The organism is Sphaerisporangium sp. NPDC049457, from assembly GCF_055586705.1.
On record NZ_JBVJHR010000028.1, the window covers coordinates 18,502 to 35,429 of the forward strand.

Sequence of the window (16,928 nt, forward strand, 5' to 3'; positions counted from 1 at the left end):
CCCCCCTCCCCCCCCCCCACCCCCCCCCTCCCCCCCCCCCCGCCCCCCCCCCCCCCCCCCCCCCCCCCCCCCTCTCTCCCCCCCCCCCCCCCCCGGGGCGGGGGTCGGCGACTCGTAAGGTGACGGCTCGCTTTTCTCCCTCCGGAGGTTCTTCTCGATTACCGGGCAACGGCGGTGGTCCGCCGGGTCCGCAGTGGTGGCACGAAGATCGACATCAGTGTCATCGAGGGACGGAACCCTTGTTCCCGCGCATCTCGCCCCAGTGCGCGAGCCTTTCGCGCGGGTGATTCGGGCGCGCCGGATGGCGGCCGGCAGGCGGGCCGGTATACGCAGGACGATGAAACTTCCTGTACGCCGGACGCTCTCAGGGTTACGTTTCTTTGAAACGCCAACTGGGCGATCTTGCACGCATCTGCCCGCTTTGGAGAAGCATGCATTCACCACTTCAGCGCCGCGCCAAGCGCGTCGTCCGACTCCTCACCGTGGTCACGGTGCTCACCCTGTTCCTGGTCCCCTCCCTGCCCGCCTCGGCGACGTCACTCGACGACGTGTTCGCCAAGCTGCTGGTCAAGCAGGTGAAGGGCAAGAACGTCAAGAAGCATCTGGACGCCTTCCAGGCGATCGCGGACGCGAACGGCGGCAACCGCGCCGTAGGCACCTCGGGCTACACGGCCTCCCGCGACTACGTCGCAGGAAAGCTCCGCAGGGCGGGGTACAAGGTCACGCTCCAGCCCATCAACTACGTGGAGAGCTGGAGCGAGAACAGCGCGCCGGTGCTCGCCCAGACCGCGCCGAACGCCAAGGCCTACACCCCGGGCGAGGACTTCTACACCTTCCCGCCGTCACCCTCCGGTGACGTCACGGCGCAGGTGCAGGCGGTCGACGTGACGTTGCCGCCCGCCCCGGCGCCCAGCTCGACCAGCGGGTGCGAGCCGGAGGACTTCGCCGGGTTCGTGCCCGGCCGCATCGCGCTCATCCAGCGCGGCACCTGCGCGTTCGTCCAGAAGATCCTGAACGCGGCGGGAGCGGGCGCCGTGGGCGTCATCGTCTTCAACGAGGGCCAGCCCGGCCGCACCGACGCGTACTCGGTCGACCTCGGCGAGTGGCGGGGCGGCATCCCGATGGTGTTCGCCGACTTCGCCGTGGGCAACGAACTCGCGAGCACGCCGGGCGCGACCGTCCACCTGAAGGTCGACGCCAAGCTCGGGCTCGGGACGGCCGACAACGTCATCGCCGAGTCGCGCCTCGGCGACCCGCGCGAGGTCGTCATGGTCGGCGCGCACCTGGACAGCGTGCCCGAAGGCCCGGGCGTCAACGACAACGGCTCCGGCAGCGCGGCCATCCTGGAGACCGCCCTGCAGATGAGCCTCTACCCGGTGCGGCACAAGGTGCGGTTCGCCTTCTGGGCCGCCGAGGAGCTCGGGCTGCTCGGCTCCGACCAGTACGTCGAGAAGCTGACGCAGGCCGAGCGCGACCGCATCCGGCTCTACCTGAACTTCGACATGGTCGCCTCGCCGAACTACGCCTACAAGCTGTACGACGGCGACGACTCCGACGCGACCGGCTCGCCCGCCGGCCCGGCCGGGTCCGACGCGATCGAGAGGCGCCTGGCCAAGTTCTTCGCCGGACGCGGCCTGGCCACCGTCGGCACCGACTTCGACGGCCGCTCCGACTACGGGCCGTTCATCGCCGCGGGCATTCCGTCCGGGGGCATCTTCACCGGCGCCGAGGGCATCAAGACGGCCGAGGAGGCCGCCCTGTTCGGCGGCACGGCGGGGGTGGCGTACGACCCGTGCTACCACGCGGCGTGCGACTCCATCGCCAACGTCAACATGACGGCGCTGGACGTCGACTCCGACGCGATCGCCGACTCCACGGCCAGGTACGCCTTCGACCTGCGCTCGATCCCCGCCCGCGCCGCCGCGGTCGCCGCCCGCTCGGCGGCGCCGCCGGCCCACGTCCACGCCGTCAACTCGGACGCCGCGCGCTGACCCCGCGCCCCGGCCGGTCGTATCCGGCCACTCACGGTCCGGTGACCTGACCGGCCGGGGCGCCCCGCCTGGCCGGGGCGGGATTCTCTCCGAGGGTCGCGGAGGCGGCGAAAAGCACCACGGAACGCTTCGCGCCGCTGCTCCCGATGCCGTGACCTGATCATGCGGTCGGTGGTAAATCCCTTTTGTCCGCTCGACGGCGCTCTTCCCGGCCCAACCGGCGGCTCGGAAATCCGAATAAGCATTTTCGGAGTGGCCACAGGGGGCGATTCATCGCGATCGTCACATCGATACGGTTTCGCCATTGTGATCTGATCTGATATCCCATCGCTTGATGTCTAATTGGGCTAGTGTCCCCTCCACCGAGCTCGGGAAGGTGGCATGGTCCGTCCGAATGTCAGGTGGTTGCTCGTGGGTGCGTTCACCTTCAGTGCCTGCCTGGCCACTTCGCCCACCGCCGCCGCAGGCGATGACCGGGAACTGAAGGACGCCCGCACGGTGTACTGCCTGCTTCCCGCGCACCGGGCCGAGCTCGCGGAGGCGGCGGTCGCCCTCGGGCTCGCCTCCCCGTCCCCGTCGCCGTCGCCGTCGCCGTCGCCGTCGCCGTCGCCGTCGCCGTCGCCGTCCCCGTCGCCGTCCCCGTCGCCGTCCCCGTCTTCGCCTCCGATGAGCTCGTCCCCGGGCCCTTCTACGCCGTCCTCGCCCGCGGCCACCCCGTCCCCGGCATCCCGCGCCGCCTACGTGTGGGTCGACGGGCGCCGGTTGACCCCGCTCGAGTGGCGGCGGAGTCACCAGGCCGCCTTCGACCGGACCTGCGAGACGCTCATCGGCGCCGACCCGCAACGCCTGCGCGACGATGCCTCGATCTGGCCCGGCCTGATCGGCGGCATGGTGCCGGTCGCGGTGGGTGCGCTGCTCACGCTGGTGGCGACGGCCTGGCATGGACGGCGTGATCGGGCGTCGAAGGCCGCGATGGATCTGCGGACGGTGGTGGTCGCCTACCGCAGAGCGGTGGCCGAGCACATCGACAAGTGGGTGGCCGATGGTCCCGCTCCCTCCGACCAGGAGGTACGCGCCGCCCAGCTCACCCTGGAGGGACAGCTGTCCGTCCTGGCCGGCCTCCGCCTTCGCGGTGCGACCGGCTGCCGGGCCCTGCTGGGTCGCCTCCGTGAGCGGCGGCGGCCGCCGTGGGGCACCTCCGCCGAGTGGGGCGAGAAGCGGAGCCGGCAGTCCAGGGAGGCGTTCTCGAAACAGTGCGCCGCCGAGCTCGACGCCGAGGTGAAAGAAGTGATGGCCGTGGCCGCCGCGGCGGAGCGGGTGCTCCCCCGGTGGCCGGTCGGCCGTGGTGGGGGCACCAGCGAGCCGAGGGCGGGGGTGCGCGTCCGTGCCGCCCGGGCGCTGAGGAGGAACAGGACGTGAACCCGTTCACGCACGCGAGCGCGCGCCGGGAGCGCCCCGACGACCCGTTGCGGCCTTGGTCGGACCGGCACTCATCTCGGGATGATCTGCACTCATACGTCCTGGTGGACGACCTGGCCGCGGTCTACCGGGGTTTCTGCGAGCGGTTCAGGCATCTGCGCGAACTCGATGACGCCGGCTACTTCATCCTGGCCACCGGCAGGGGAGATGACGGGAAGACGTCGCTTCTGGGCGCCTGCGCCGCCTACCTGCAGAAGCGTGGCCTGCCGGTAAACGCGAATATCACTGGTGAAGACGCGATAAGTAATATCTGGTGGCATTCGTCGGTGAAAGTAGTGGATCTATCGGGATTGTCGTTTCGGTCGGACGACATACCTGGCGCCGACATCGACAAGTTCTTATTCGACGAGGTAGTCTTGTACCTCGGGAAGCGTGAAATGAGGCTGTCCGCTTCCTGTCACTCGGCGGCCGACCCGGGCAAGGGATACATGGCTCTCAGTGAAGTTCTGAGGAGCGGCGCCAAGTATCTCGTCGTGCTGCTGCCCCCGGTCGACACCCTGCGGCAGGTGCGAACGTATCTCCGGCTGGCCCGCGACCGGGTCGTCTTCCTCGCCGAGAGCTCCCGCAGCCTGCTGGACACGCTGGAGCAGCAGACGGCGTGGCGGCCCGAGCTTTTCGGCCCATATCTCTACCGGAATCTGCGCAATCCCCCGGACCGGTATTTCTACCACATGCATATCGGTTCCCTGCGGGACGACGATTATTGGCGGTACGTCAGCAACCGGCTGCGCCGGACGAAATCCACCGTGCGGATAAGTTGCGACGTGGTGCGGGAGTTCCGGAAGAGCCGGCCGGACGTCGTCAGCATCGGCCAGTGGCGCGGCATCCTGCGCCGGATCTTCGAGGAAGCCGGTCTGGAGGAAGTGCGCCACCGGCACTTCGCGGACTTCGATCTGAAGAACCCCGAGGTGTGGCAGCAGCTTGAGGAGCCGGAGGGGCAAGTGTGATGAACCGGACGCCCAACCCGTTCCCCGAGACCGCCGCCGCGCTTCTGGACGGCGCGCAGGAACCGGTGACGGTGGAGACCGCCTCCATCAAGCTGGCGCGCCAAGAGATCGAGTCCTATCTCGGCCGGGCGCGCCTGCGGACGCGTGAGAGCGCCCGGGCGCCGGGCGGCGGCGCCTGCTTCGCCTTCGCCGGCGAGTTGGGCGCCGGCAAGACCCATCTGCTCCGCGTGGTGCTGAAGGACCTCCGAGCCGCCGTCCCCCGCCGTGAGGGCAGCCCGCTCGGCCCGTACTTCGCGCCCCAGCTCTTCTCCGCGGGCGGCGCCTCCGGCAGGTTCCTCACGCTCTATCGCGACCACCTGATGGCGGACCTCGACGAGAGTGGTTTCACCAGGGTCCTCGCCCACCACTACGCGGACGCGACGGCCGACCTGCTCGCCCGCATGGGCGCTCCAGAGGCGCAGGTGAGCGACGTTCGTTCCATGGCCATCCGCGCCGACAAGGTGGTGCGCCGGTTCCGGCTGTCGGAGTACGACATCCGAGCCATCATGGGCGAGAACCTGCTGAGCGTCACCGACAGGGAGGCGCTGGCGAGCCAGCTCGCGCTGCTGGACCTCGGCGAACTGCTGTACTCCCCCCAGCGTCCGGCCGCCGTCTGGGAGTGGCTCAACTGCAAGTTCCCCGACCAGACCCTGATCGAGCGGGGCATCACCGAGCCCATCGACACCGACGTCAAGGCGTTCGGCGCGTTCGCCATGCTGGCCTTCCTGTACGGCAAGGCCGGTGAACCGTTCGTCTTCGTGATGGACGAGATCGAGCGCATGATGCAAGAGAGCGACCGCTCGCCGGCCTGGAGCGTGGAGATCCTGCAGGGTTTCGAACGCCTGGCCAATGTGCTGGTGGCCAGCGGCGGAATGGCGGTGTTCTCCGCGCTGCCCGGCAACCTGAGCAAGTTCTCCGGCGGGTTCCACGAACGCATGCGAACCGTCACCGTGGAACCGTTCCAGGTGGAGGAGACGGCACGGCTGATCGGCCGACACCTTCCTCCCGATTCCCCGGTCCGGTTCCCCGCCGACGCGACGACCGAGGTCAACGCGCTGGCGGAGGGCAACCCGCGGTTCATGCTCAACGTGTGCCGGGCGATCTGGGAGCGGGTCCACCGTCCGGGCGACGTCGTCGAGGTGACCCCCACCGCGGTGCGTGAGGGGGTCCGCGACCTCTATGAGAGGCACCTGCTCCAGACCGTCTCCCGAGAGGTCGCGCAGGTGCTGCAGACCGGCGGCTGGCCGTACACGCAGATGGGAGAGCGTGACTTCCGCAGCTCCCGGCGCGCCGACGGTGCGGCGGTCACCGTCATGCTCACCGGCTCGATCCTGAGCGACGAAGAGAGCGCCGCGTTCCGAAAACGGCTTCGTGGCGTTCTCGACCAGCCCGGCCAGGAGGTGATCGTGGTGGTCAACGGGTACCTGCGGCCCTCCGAGCGGCGGGCGCTCGCCGGCACGCTCTCCCGGCAGCCGCTCGTCTACGACCACTACCGCTTCCGCGAAATGCTCAGAGAGCAACTGACCGAGGCCTACGGCCGGCTGGAGGAGGCTGACAGGGAGACGGTCCTGGCGACCATTCGCGAGGAGGTTCTGCGCGTCGGCGCGCAGAACAACCACACCCAGACGATGGTGGAGCGGCTGACCGCGCAGGTGGAGCGAGTTCAGGCGCTGGCCCAGACGCAGGAGGGGCCGATCACGGACGCCGGGCGCCGGCTCCCTGAACGGGTGCATCGCCACTTCACCCGCGCTCTGACGGCCCTGCAAGGGCTGGTCGGGGCCGAGGCGCTCCTTCGCGATCATTTCGACGCCACGCAGGCCCGGCCCTACCCGCTCCGTCCCGCTTCCTCACGCGAGTTCTTCGAGGCGTTCGGCATCGTCGTCTTCTTCCAGCGCCTGGTGGAACAGTTCTCGGACGCGGTGGCCCGGTGGTTGACCCGCGCCGAGGCGCAGGCGCTCCGCGATGGGCTCTCCGACGACCTGCGGGAGGAGTTGCGGCTCATCTGCCAGCGGTACGACGCCACCGCCGAGATCATCCCGCTCTTCCGGGTGACCGAGCGCGCTCAGAAGATCGAGGTCCTCGGGCTGGCGGAGCAGGTGATCGACACTTCGGTGCGGCGTGACGCCGAGGATGCCCTGGCCCATCTCGCCGTCCGGGTGCAGGAGGAGTTGCTCGGCCCGGTGGGCTCCCCGCTGATGCACTGATGCACTGATGCGGTGATGCGCCCGCGCTGATCGCGGGGGTTCAGCAGACCCGGTGATCATTGGCGGCCGATGCCGCCGCCTCCTCCTGCCGCAGGGCCGCGTACAGTCGCCGCCCGGCGCGCTCGCTGATGCCTCCCGCCCCGAGCACCCGCACCGTCCGCGCGGTCACCCCGGTGGTGCCGCCGTCCCGGATGCCGCTGAGCCAGACGGGGATGCCCTCGCGCCGGTCCCACACGGCGTTGGCGAGGATGTGCAGTACGTTGATCACCAGGATGGCGGGGGCGATGATCTGGATGGCCGGGGGGTGGACCGGGGCCAGTGCGAGCGCGAGCAGAATCGCCGTGACGCCGTTCTGCTGTCCGAGCGCGAGGTAGACCCGGTCGGTCACCCCGATGCCCCGGGGCGCGACCAGCAGGCCGCCCACGAGGATCTGCGCGGCGAACGCCGCCAGGCCGAGGACGACCCCGGCCGCGATGTACACCCCGTTCACCAGGAGCAGGCCCAGCGCGACGGACGCCAGGTAGAAGGTGACCGTGATCGACCTGTCCAGCAGCGCACCGAGGGCGGGGCGGTAGAACAGTCCGAGCAGCGCCATGCCCAGCATCAGGAACTGCCATACGGCCACCGAGCCGAGCACGATCAGGCCGGCGACGGCCAGCGCGCGGAAGGCCCGCTCGCCGAGCGGGAGCCGCCTGAGGAGGTGCCAGAGCAGCCACCCCGCGGCGGCGAGCAGGAGGTTGCCACCGATCGCGAGCAGGTAGGGACCGAGGCCGGACTCCAGGCGGAGGACGCCGGTCGCCGAGCCGAACGCGAAGACCGACAGGTAGATGGTCAGCAGGGCGGTGATGGGATCGTCGAAGGACGCCCAAGCGAGCAGGAGGCCCTTGGCCCTGCGCGACATCTGCGAGTGGGTGAGCAGCGCGGCGACCGAAAGCGGGTCGATCTGGGCCACGGCGACACCGAGCACCAGGGACGCCGGGTGCGGGTAGAACGCGTACATCAGGCCGCCGATGAGCAGCGCCTTGAGCAGCACCCCGACCGTGACGGCCAGCACCACCCGCCGCACGTCGGTGACCGCCTCGCGGGGAATGCCGGAGGCGCTGCCGTACAGGCCGAGGGCGAGCAACGCGCTGACCCCGGTGACGTAGGCGGGCGAAAGGGTGAGGTCCGACAGTTCGAAGAGACGGGCGATCAGCAGACCCGCGCCGACGCACGAGATGGCGAGCAGGAGCCTTCGCATGGACGGCCACAACAGCGACACGCTACTCGTGGCACTCGTCATGCGGCCGCCTCTCTCACGCGGAACCGCGTCTTTCGATCACGTGTTCCGCAGCGCCTCACCGCCCTACCGCACCCATTGGAAACAGCATATTGGTACGACGGTGAACAGTAAACGCATGGCAGCCCGAATTATTGCGGCATATGTCCGTCTTATCGATTTTTGGCCCCGATGAAATCGGCTCAGCCGTCTGGCAATAACGTGGTGATGTCGCGGGTCACGCGGCTCATGCGCTCCTCGGCCCGGAAGACGGCCGCCTGCCGCAGGGTCATCCCCAGCAGGAAGTCGCCGGTCAGATCGAGCACGTGTGAGTACACGGCCCCGGCCTCGACGTCGAGCACCACTCTGCTCGGCCGCCCGCCGATCACCTCGCGCACGACACGACTCAGCTGGTTGATGTCTCGGCGTCCTTTGTGCACGAAATTCTCGTACAGGTCTCGGCGCCGGTCCTGCGTCATCGTATAGAAAGCGGGCGCCAGTTCGTCGGCGTCGAGCAGGTCGCAGGAGTAGGCCAGCCGCCAGTCTTTGTAAAGCGCCAGATAATGCAGGTCGTCGACGCTGAGGTGGGTGTCCATCAGCTCACGGGCCGGGCCGGGAAGAACCTGCCCGGGGTCGTCACCGGCGCGCCGCGTGATCGGAGCCGCTCGCACCTCGCCGATGAGCGGGTTCAGGTAGCCGCCCGGGTCCTCGTTGGCGAGGCCGTACACCTGTTCCCTGATCTCGGTGACCAGCAGACTGAGCCGGCGGTCCGTCTGGCCCGGATCGTGCGCTCCAGTGGCGGCGCCCACCACGTACTCCCCGGGGCGTATCCGGCCGCAGTGTACGAAGCCGTCCTGGGTCTCCAGAACGGTGCGCATCAGCGAACCGGTCTCCATCTCGGCGAGCAACTGGTCCAGTCGCTCGGTGCCCAGCACGAACTGGCGGAAGGCGTGCCGCCGGGCAGCGCGGACGGCCTCGACCCCTGCCTCGGCCTCGGGCCCGGCCTCGGGCTCGCTGAGCAGGTCGATGGTGAAGTCGTGGAAACCCCGGCTGAAGTGGACCACCGAGTGCGGGCCTGCCATGTCCGGCATCGCCTTGGCGCAGAGCTTGATGATCATGTCGAAGCGGGGCGGGACGGCGTGGTCGGCCCGCTTGACGGACAGGCGGGCGGCGAGGGGATGCGCTTTCGCCTCGGGCGAGTGCTCCCACGCCTGGGCCGATCCCTGGGGGAGGGTCATCTGACGGCTGTGCCTTCCTGGTGCTAACTCGGAATCTCGATGTCCACGGTGCCGCGGTCGCCCGTCAGGCCCGCCTCGGTGCGGCTCAGGTTGGCGGCGACCAGCCTGGTGGTGGGGTGGTCGCGGCCGTGGATCGTGATGAGGCCCGAAAGGGTCGCTCGCTCCAGCCGCATCGCGTCCTCCCGTCGTCCCAGCGCGGCCAGGATCCCGGCATGGTTCGCCGCGGCGGCGAGATGGAGGGGATGCAGGTCGTCCAGCCGGTCCCGCAGCCCTTCCACGGCCCGCGCACTCTGCCGCTCGGCGTCCCGCAGCTCGTTGACGGCCGTCAGGTAGACCGCGAGATTGCCACGGCAGATCTGGGTGAAGGGATGCTCGTCCCCCATCTCCTTGTGGAAATGCTTCAGCGTGTCGGCCGCGCCCTTGGCGGCCTCCTCCCACAGCCCGAGCGCGTAACGGTCGGCGTTCACGCTGACCTCACAGCCCATCGTGACGTAGTGGGAAGGGCCGAAGTCCGCGCGCAGCCGGGCGAGGGTCTGCTCATCTCGCTGCAGCAGGCCGGCCCGCAGGCCCAGCCGGCGCTCGGTGATGGCCAGCCCGAGATGCGCGGTCAGCCGTTCGAGCTCGGCGGGCTGGTCGAGCCAGCTCAGCCGCTGGACCGCCTGGCGCAGCAGGTCGCGCGCGTCCCGCAGGTGGCCTAACTCGCGCAGGAAGTAGGCGATGTTACAGGCGGTGTGCCAGGCGAAGCGGTCGTCCTCCCCGTACAGCCGCTTGCGGCGTTCGAAGCGGTCCACCGCCACCTGCCGCGCCTGCTCGAAGTGGCCCATCAGCCCGGCCGCGACGGCGTAGTTGTTCATCGCCCTGCCGACCGCGGGATGGTTGGCGCCGAAGAGCTCGCGCAGGCCCTCCAGCGCCGCGGCCGCCTGGTCGTAGGCCCTCGGGAAGTCGCCGGTCAGGCGCAGCCCCGCGGCGAGCACTCCGGTCGTCTCCAGCACCTGTGGGTGCAAGGTGCCGTGCACGCGGGTCAGACCGGGCAGGGCGTCCTCGGTGAGCTGGACGACGCGGGCGCCTTCGCTCAGACGCAGGTGCACGCGCGCCAGGATCACCAGCAGTTCCTCGTAGACGGTGCCCTCCGCCGGCCGTTCTGTGGCCGCGTCGTGCGCCCCGGCCACGAGGTCCTGGTCCGGGCCCTGGGCGGGCGTCCCGGGACGCCGCCAGACACGGGTCAGTTCCTCGGCCAGCCGGCGAGCCCGCTCGACCGCGCTCAGGTGCCCGACGGTCAGCAGGAAACGAAGCTGGTTGAGAACCCACTGGCGGACCTCGGCGGGAGCGGCGGCGTCCAGTGCCCCGGAGTGGGGGGTCAGGTGCCGGTCGAGTTCGGCCAGGACGGACGTGGCGCTCGCGTCGATGCCCTCCACGTACCGCGGAGCGTATCGGGCGAGGACCCGCGAGATCTGCAGCCGCCGGGCCTGGTCGGCGCCGGACCGGCGCAGCCGCTCTCGTACCGTCTCCTGCACCACGCGGTGCATGCGAACCGGATCGGCAGGACGGCCGAGCTCGGCGCGGATCAGCGCATAGCGGTCGGTCTCCCGCAGTACGGCGTCGATCAGCGTCGGCGTGGACAGCCTGTGGTCGACGCTCTCAAGCTCCACGAGCATGTGGGGGGAGCGGAGCAGGGCCGGGCCGATGCCCTGGGGGGACAGGAAAGCGCACGCCTCCACCAGCCATTCGCCGGCCCGGCCGGCCACGCCCGCCTTCAGCCTCTGCATGGCCAGTTCGACCAGCACGTGGTAGACGCTCGGCCGTTCGCCGAACCGGCGCAGCAGCCTGCTGGACTCCTGGTCGAAGTCGGCCACGAACTGCTCGGCGACCTCGTGCTCGGCCTCGCCGCCGTGCCACACGCCGGCCGTCGCGCCGGCGCCCGGCTCGCGCGCGCGTCCCGCGCCCCTCCCCAGCAGTTCGCGGCGGATCCAGGCGCCGGCCAGCTGCACCGAGAGGGGCACTCGCGTGACGGCCTGCACGACCTTCTCGGCCGCCTGCTCCCCGGCCCTGGGCACCCACGCGCGCAGCAGGGCGATGGCTTCGTCCCTGCTCATCGCCCCGACCTCGACGGCCTGGAACGGCGGTGGCCAGTCGCGCTCGCGCCCGGTGACCAGGACGTGGCCGACGCCGCCCGAACCGGGGACGGGCAGGTCCACGGCCGCGGCCACCTCCGAGGCGTCCCTGGCGTCGTCGAAGATCAGGAGCCAGCGGGGCACCCGTCCGGAGGCCAGGTGCGCCCGTACCGCGTCGACCGGGTCGTCCTTCGCCGGCAGGTGGAGTCGTTCGGCCAGGCCGACGAGCCCCGCCCTGATGGTGTCCTGGTGCCCGGCGTCCAGCCACCACACCAGGTCGTAGGCGCCGCGGAAGCGCCTGCCGTACTCCACCGCGATCTGCGTCTTGCCGACGCCGCCCGGACCGGTGAGGGCGACGTGACCGCTCGCGCTCGGTTCCAGCAGGTCGCGCACGCCCTCCAAGAACGCGTCACGGCCGATGAACGTACCGTCGTCCAGGGGCAGCCCGTCCACTTCGGGTGCGCCACCTGGGAAACGACGGTCGCCCGGCTCCTCCAGCAGGGTGGACCCGGCCCCGAGGATGGCGGGGACCCTCGCCAGGGCCTGTTCCTCCGGCAGCTCGCCCAGGTCGATCACCTCGAGCTCGGCCAGCTCGTCCGGGACGGGGTCGGAGTCCATGCGGACCAGCACCGCGCCCAGCACCCGGACGCGCCGCCGGGCGGCCTCCTTGAGCTCGCCGGGCTGGAGCACCACCCACCGGTGCCCGGGAGGCGGCGGCGCGCCCTGCAGCCCGTCCTCCGGCACCAGGTCGGCACGCATGCCGTAGCGCGAGCCCCTGTCTGCGAGCCACTCGGCCCAGGCGCGCCAGCGCGGCGGGTAGACGATGGAGACCCGCCGGACGGGGATCACCTCGCCCCCGGTCACCTCGGTGACCAGCCGCTCGTACGACCCGCGCAGCCCTTCGGAGCCCGGCCGTTCGAGCAGGGCGGCCAGCTCATCGGAGTGGGAGTACTCGGCGCGGTAGGGGATCTCCAGATCGGGGCTCGCCAGCCCTGAGGACCGCGCGGCCCGTCTGGCCTCCGACAGCGGCGCGCCCGCGGCGGGGTCGACGCGCATCGCCAGCGGTACGAGCCGTCGCGTCGTGCCGCGCGCCGTCTCGAACCAGGCCTTGTCCTGCGCGGCCTCCTCGACGGCCCGTGGGGTCATCGGGAAGCACAGGACCAGCGTGTCGGCGACGGCCGCGATGAACTCCCTGGCGCCGGAGGTGTCGGCCGGCGCGTCCAGCAGCACGAAGTCGTACGGCGACCGCAGGAGCTCCGCGCGCCTCTGTCCGGCCTCCTCGGCCGTCCACTGCGCCGCCGGCCGCCACAGCAGCTCGACCGCGCCGGAGGCGGCGAGGCGCAGGGGCACCGGGGCGGCGCTCGCCTCGCCGGCTTCGAGCCGGCCGTCGGGCAGCAGATCGTGGAGGTAGGACGAGGGGCCGGACCACTCGGTCGCGGTGTCGGCGACCAGCACCCGCCGGCCGGCCGCGGCGAGGATGAGCGCGACATTGCACAGCGCCGTCGACTTGCCGATGCCGGCGCGGCGGCCATAGAAAGCGATCACGGTGCTCGATGGAATTGTGGGAGGAACCTCGCCCATCGCGCTCCGTTTCACTGTCGCCACGCCCCTTGCCGCGGCTCGGGCCGCGAGGGAAACGCCTCGTGCCGTCGCCTCCAGGATGTGAAGTATAGAGGCGGCGAGCAGCCACAAAAAGAGCTATTGGGTGGGACGGAATACCGATATCCCACGAGATCGAATTAGGTAGTGTCCTGATACCCCACCCATAAGGGGTCCGTTTCGCCGTTTCCCTCGACGAGCCGGCGCAGCGCCCTGGCCAGCCCCGGCGTGGCGCGCGGCTCCAGATCGTCCAGGTCGGCGACAGTGAGGTCCACCAGGTCGGCGACGAGATCGTCGCGATCTTCCTCCATCAGGTCCATCCGCTTGTGTCAACTCGAACCCGGCATATCGGACGCGTATCGGAGAAGGTTATTCCGGGGCGCGGGTCGTCCCTTGACGGCGCGCGTTGCTCCCGGTAGGGCACTGATGATACATATGCCATCCCGGTTTCCGGTGATTAATATTATTGCCAGCATCTACAGGATGGATTGTGGCATATGTCGGACCGTAGCCTCGGGGGTGCCGGTGGGCGACGCCGATGATCGCGGCGGCCCGTCCGGCGCCGATGCCGGGCCGGACGAGCTCCGCGTCGACGCGCTGCTGGCCTCTGGCTGGCGGCCCGTGCCCTTCCGGGAATTCGTCCTCAAAGTGCACAGCCGGTGCGACCTCGCCTGCGACTACTGCTACGTGTACCGTTTCGCCGACCAGCGGTGGCGGAGCCAACCCCGCGTCATGACGCCCCGCGTCGCCGCCCTCACCGCCGCCCGCATCGCCGAGCACGTGCGCGATCACGGGCTCGACCGCGTCCGCGTGATCCTGCACGGCGGCGAGCCGCTCCTGCGGACATCGCGGGACCTGGTCCGCATCGTCACGCTGGTGCGCGAGGCCATCGGCGGCACGGCCGAGGTGGAGACGAGCGTCCAGACCAACGGCATGCGCCTGACGGAGGACTACCTGCGCGCCTTCGACCAGGCCGGCGTCCGGGTCGGGGTCAGCGTCGACGGCGGCGCGGCGGATCACGACCGCCACCGCCGCACCCCGCGCGGCGGGGGAAGCCACGCGGAGGTGGCCGCCGCCGTCCGCCTTCTGGCCTCCCCCCGCTTCCGCCACCTGTTCGGCGGTCTCCTGTGCGTGATCGACCCGTGGACGGACCCCGTGGACGTCTATCGGAGCCTGACGGACTTCGACCCGCCTCTGATCGACTTCCTCCTGCCGCACGGGCACTGGTCGAGCCCGCCCCCCGGTAAGGACGCCGGCGCCACCACCACTCCGTACGGCGACTGGCTGGTCACCGTCTTCGACCAGTGGTACGGCTCGACGGCGCCGCCCACCCCGGTGCGGCTGCTGGAGGGCATCGTCGCCACCCTTCTCGGCGGTGACCCGGCCGTCCAGGGCATCGGACTCGCCCCCAGCCAGACGGTGGTGGTGGAGACCGACGGGACGATCGAACAGGGCGACGTGCTGAAGACCTCCCGCCCGGGAACCCGGCGCAGCCCGCTCAACGTGGCGGCCGTCCCCTTCGACCGCGCCCTGCTCAGCCCGCCGATCGTCGCACAGCAACTGGGAACGCGGGCGCTGGCGTCCCGCTGCCGCTCCTGTGACCTGCGACGGACCTGCGGCGGCGGCCAGTACGCGCACCGCTACCGAGACGGCGCCGGGTTCGCCAATCCCTCGGTGTACTGTGCCGACCTGTACCGGCTGATCTCCCATGTCAGGAAGCGGTTGCGGGACGACCTGTCAGCGCTCGGAAAAGCGGTCGGATGAGCCCCCGATCGCATACTCTGCCCTTCCCCATGTTCGCCGCCCTGGCGCGCGGCAACGGCGGCGCCGAGGGCGTGCGCGCGCTGGCGGCGGCGGAGCGCAGCAAGCACGTACTGCTCGTCAAGAGCGTCGCCGAACAGGTCGTTCAACCCGATCAAGCCGGTCAAGCCGGCCGCGGCGACGAGCCCGGCGCCCGGCAGGCGCGCGAAGGATATGCCCTGCTCGCCGAGCTGTGCGGCACGGTCCCGGCGACGGCCGAGGAGGTGCTCCGCTATCCCTCGGTCGGGTTGTGGGCGCTCACCACGCTCCGCGCCATGCCGGCCGGTGACCGCGACCGTGCCCGGCCGGAGCGTCTGGCGGCGCTCGCCCTCACGGTCGCCGCCCGGGCGGGGGTCGCCCTCGACGCCGATGTGCTCACCGAACACGACACCCTCACCCTTCCTTCCCTCGGGGGACTGCGCCTGCCGGGCTGCGGTGACCGGTCGCGGCGCCGGATGCGCGTGCGGGACCGGCAGGTGGAGGTCCACGACGGCCGCTGGGTGCCTCTGAGCCCGGCCCATCCGGGTTGGCGGCAGGTGCGCCTGCTGCGTTTCCCCATGCCGGGCGGGGTGTGGGAGGTGCGCGTCGACGACATCGACGTCCACTGCTTCCCCGATCGAAGCCACCGCCGGCTCGTCGTGGGGCGTCATGACCTGGAGCGCTGGCGCCGCGCGCTCGAGGAGGCGGTGGAAGTGCTGGGCGAACGGCACCCGGGCGCCGCCGAGGAGGTACGCGGCACCGTGCGGGTGCTCACGCCGATCGCCGCCGGGGGGCGAGGCCACGCGAGTGCCAGCACACAGGCCGCGTTCGGCGCCGTGGCCATGTCCCCGCCGTCTCCGCCGTTTTTGCCGTCGCTGCCGGCCACGGGCGTGCACGCGGCGCTGACCCTCGTGCACGAGACCCAGCACCAGAAGCTGAACGCGCTCATGACCATGTTCGACCTCGTTCGCCCCCTCCCCGCCGGCCGGTCCGATCTGTACTACGCGCCCTGGCGGAGCGACCCGCGACCGTTCATCGGCCTGTTCCACGGCGCCTACGCCCACCTCGGCGTCACGGCCTTCTGGCGTGAGGAGTGGCGGCACGGCGTCGGTGGCTTGCAGGCCGCGGCCTGCTATGCCCGATGGCGGGATGTGACGCTCGATGCCGTGCGCCGGTTGCTCGGCGCCGACAGGTTCACCTCTCTCGGGCGGTCGTTCGCCGAAGGCATGCTCGAGGTGCTGGAGGGCTGGCGGCACGAGCGGGTGCCGGCGGACGCGCAGGAGCGGGCGCGCGGGGAGGCCCGCCGGCACCGCGCGCAGTACGCCGCGCGTCATGGGTGACGCGGCGTACCGCGACGAGCGTCGACTGGAGGTCAGCGGCGGAGGTGCCGAGCGGGGGAGCACGGCATGTCGCCCTCGACCGTCTTCACGCGGATGATCCGACGGGGCTAGTTGTACTTGTACAGCCTGGTGGCGAACCGGTGGTTGTGGTCGAAGACCGAGGCGCGGTACTTGCTGACGGCCAGGTCGCCGTGCTCCGCCTTTCCGCAGGTGCCGGCGCCGGCCAGCTGGTGGATCTCGAAACGCGCCGTCGGGTCGCCCGCCAGGAAGTACTCCGCACGGGCCTGGTGCCGGTCGGCGCCGGTGTCGCACGCGAAGACGAAGGTGTGCTTCTCGGCGAAGCACATGCCGGCGGCGCCCTTCGTCCAGGTGCAGACCTTCGATCGCGCCCGCGCGGTGGACGGGGTCACGCGGGTCTCCTTTTTGACGGGGTACTTGGTGAGATCCCGGACGGTCTTCCAGCGGCTGACCTTGATCCGGTGGTTTCCCTTGTACAGCGCGGCCCTGAAGGTCATGGTTCTGCCGATCTCGCGGCTGGCGCGGACGGCGCCCTCACCGGCCAAGTTGTGGATCACGTACTTCGTGCCGAGGTAGCCGTTCATGTAGTACTCGACCGTGGCGTGGAGCCGGTCGGGCTGCGTGTCCTCGATCGACACCCCCGGCCGGTCGCTCTCGTCCGGTCCCACGCACGCCGTCGCGCCCCTGACGCGGACGCATTCGACCTTCGCCTCGCGTGCGGTGGCCGGCGCCGCGGTGGTGCGCACGCCGGCGGAGGCGGAGGCGGTGGGCGCGTCGCCGGACGCCGCGAGCGGCGCGGCGGCGGCGGACGAGGACGGCGAGGCCAGGACCATCGCGGCGGCTACGACCGCGCTCATCGAGATGAGAGTCCGTAGGGGGGTGGTCTTCTCCATGTTGGGTTAGATGCCAAGAAAGCGGATTATGT

11 protein-coding genes are annotated in these 16,928 nt (G+C 70.8%); 6 read left to right on the forward strand and 5 right to left on the reverse strand.

Going from position 1 to position 16,928, the window contains the following annotated elements; translation table 11 throughout:
• Positions 1–431 precede the first annotated feature (431 nt).
• From ACZ6QO_RS34345 to ACZ6QO_RS34360, 4 genes are all read left to right on the forward strand, one after another.
• Positions 432–1,991: a M28 family peptidase gene (locus ACZ6QO_RS34345; RefSeq protein ID WP_465857077.1), complete on the forward strand. Its 1,560-nt coding sequence runs from the start codon at positions 432–434 to the stop codon at positions 1,989–1,991.
• Between the two features lie 411 nt (positions 1,992–2,402).
• Complete coding sequence (locus tag ACZ6QO_RS34350; protein WP_465857079.1) at positions 2,403–3,410, forward strand: hypothetical protein; 1,008 nt, start codon at positions 2,403–2,405, stop codon at positions 3,408–3,410.
• The gene (locus ACZ6QO_RS34355; protein WP_465857081.1) at positions 3,407–4,417 is read left to right on the forward strand and encodes a hypothetical protein; all 1,011 of its coding nucleotides are present in this window, start codon (positions 3,407–3,409) and stop codon (positions 4,415–4,417) included. Before ACZ6QO_RS34350 ends, ACZ6QO_RS34355 begins: the two co-directional genes overlap by 4 nt.
• On the forward strand, positions 4,417–6,660 hold the full coding sequence (locus ACZ6QO_RS34360) for a hypothetical protein (protein ID WP_465857083.1): 2,244 nt from the start codon (positions 4,417–4,419) through the stop codon (positions 6,658–6,660). The genes ACZ6QO_RS34355 and ACZ6QO_RS34360 overlap by 1 nt, the downstream gene beginning before the upstream one ends.
• 40 nt (positions 6,661–6,700) lie before the next feature.
• Here ACZ6QO_RS34360 and ACZ6QO_RS34365 read toward each other — a convergent pair whose 3' ends face one another.
• The 4 genes from ACZ6QO_RS34365 to ACZ6QO_RS34380 all read right to left on the reverse strand — a co-directional run bounded on the left by ACZ6QO_RS34365 (position 6,701) and on the right by ACZ6QO_RS34380 (position 13,186).
• Entirely contained in the window at positions 6,701–7,942 is a 1,242-nt protein-coding gene (locus ACZ6QO_RS34365) for a hypothetical protein (RefSeq protein WP_465857085.1), read from the reverse strand.
• A gap of 179 nt (positions 7,943–8,121) precedes the next feature.
• Complete coding sequence (locus tag ACZ6QO_RS34370; RefSeq protein WP_465857087.1) at positions 8,122–9,156, reverse strand: hypothetical protein; 1,035 nt, start codon at positions 9,154–9,156, stop codon at positions 8,122–8,124.
• 23 nt (positions 9,157–9,179) lie between these two features.
• Entirely contained in the window at positions 9,180–12,812 is a 3,633-nt protein-coding gene (fxsT, locus tag ACZ6QO_RS34375; RefSeq protein ID WP_465857089.1) for an FxSxx-COOH system tetratricopeptide repeat protein, read from the reverse strand.
• A gap of 194 nt (positions 12,813–13,006) precedes the next feature.
• On the reverse strand, positions 13,007–13,186 hold the full coding sequence (locus ACZ6QO_RS34380; protein ID WP_465857091.1) for a hypothetical protein: 180 nt from the start codon (positions 13,184–13,186) through the stop codon (positions 13,007–13,009).
• Between the two features lie 205 nt (positions 13,187–13,391).
• Between ACZ6QO_RS34380 and ACZ6QO_RS34385 the strand changes: the two genes are divergently transcribed.
• A complete protein-coding gene (locus ACZ6QO_RS34385; protein ID WP_465857093.1) occupies positions 13,392–14,630 on the forward strand; it encodes an FxsB family cyclophane-forming radical SAM/SPASM peptide maturase in 1,239 nt (412 codons plus the stop codon).
• A 29-nt stretch (positions 14,631–14,659) separates the two neighbouring features.
• Positions 14,660–15,985, forward strand: coding sequence for an aKG-HExxH-type peptide beta-hydroxylase (locus tag ACZ6QO_RS34390; protein WP_465857094.1), 1,326 nt, complete (start codon positions 14,660–14,662; stop codon positions 15,983–15,985).
• 107 nt (positions 15,986–16,092) lie between these two features.
• On the opposite strand, the gene ACZ6QO_RS34395 is transcribed toward ACZ6QO_RS34390, so the two are convergent.
• Complete coding sequence (locus tag ACZ6QO_RS34395; protein ID WP_465857096.1) at positions 16,093–16,860, reverse strand: hypothetical protein; 768 nt, start codon at positions 16,858–16,860, stop codon at positions 16,093–16,095.
• Positions 16,861–16,928 lie beyond the last annotated feature (68 nt).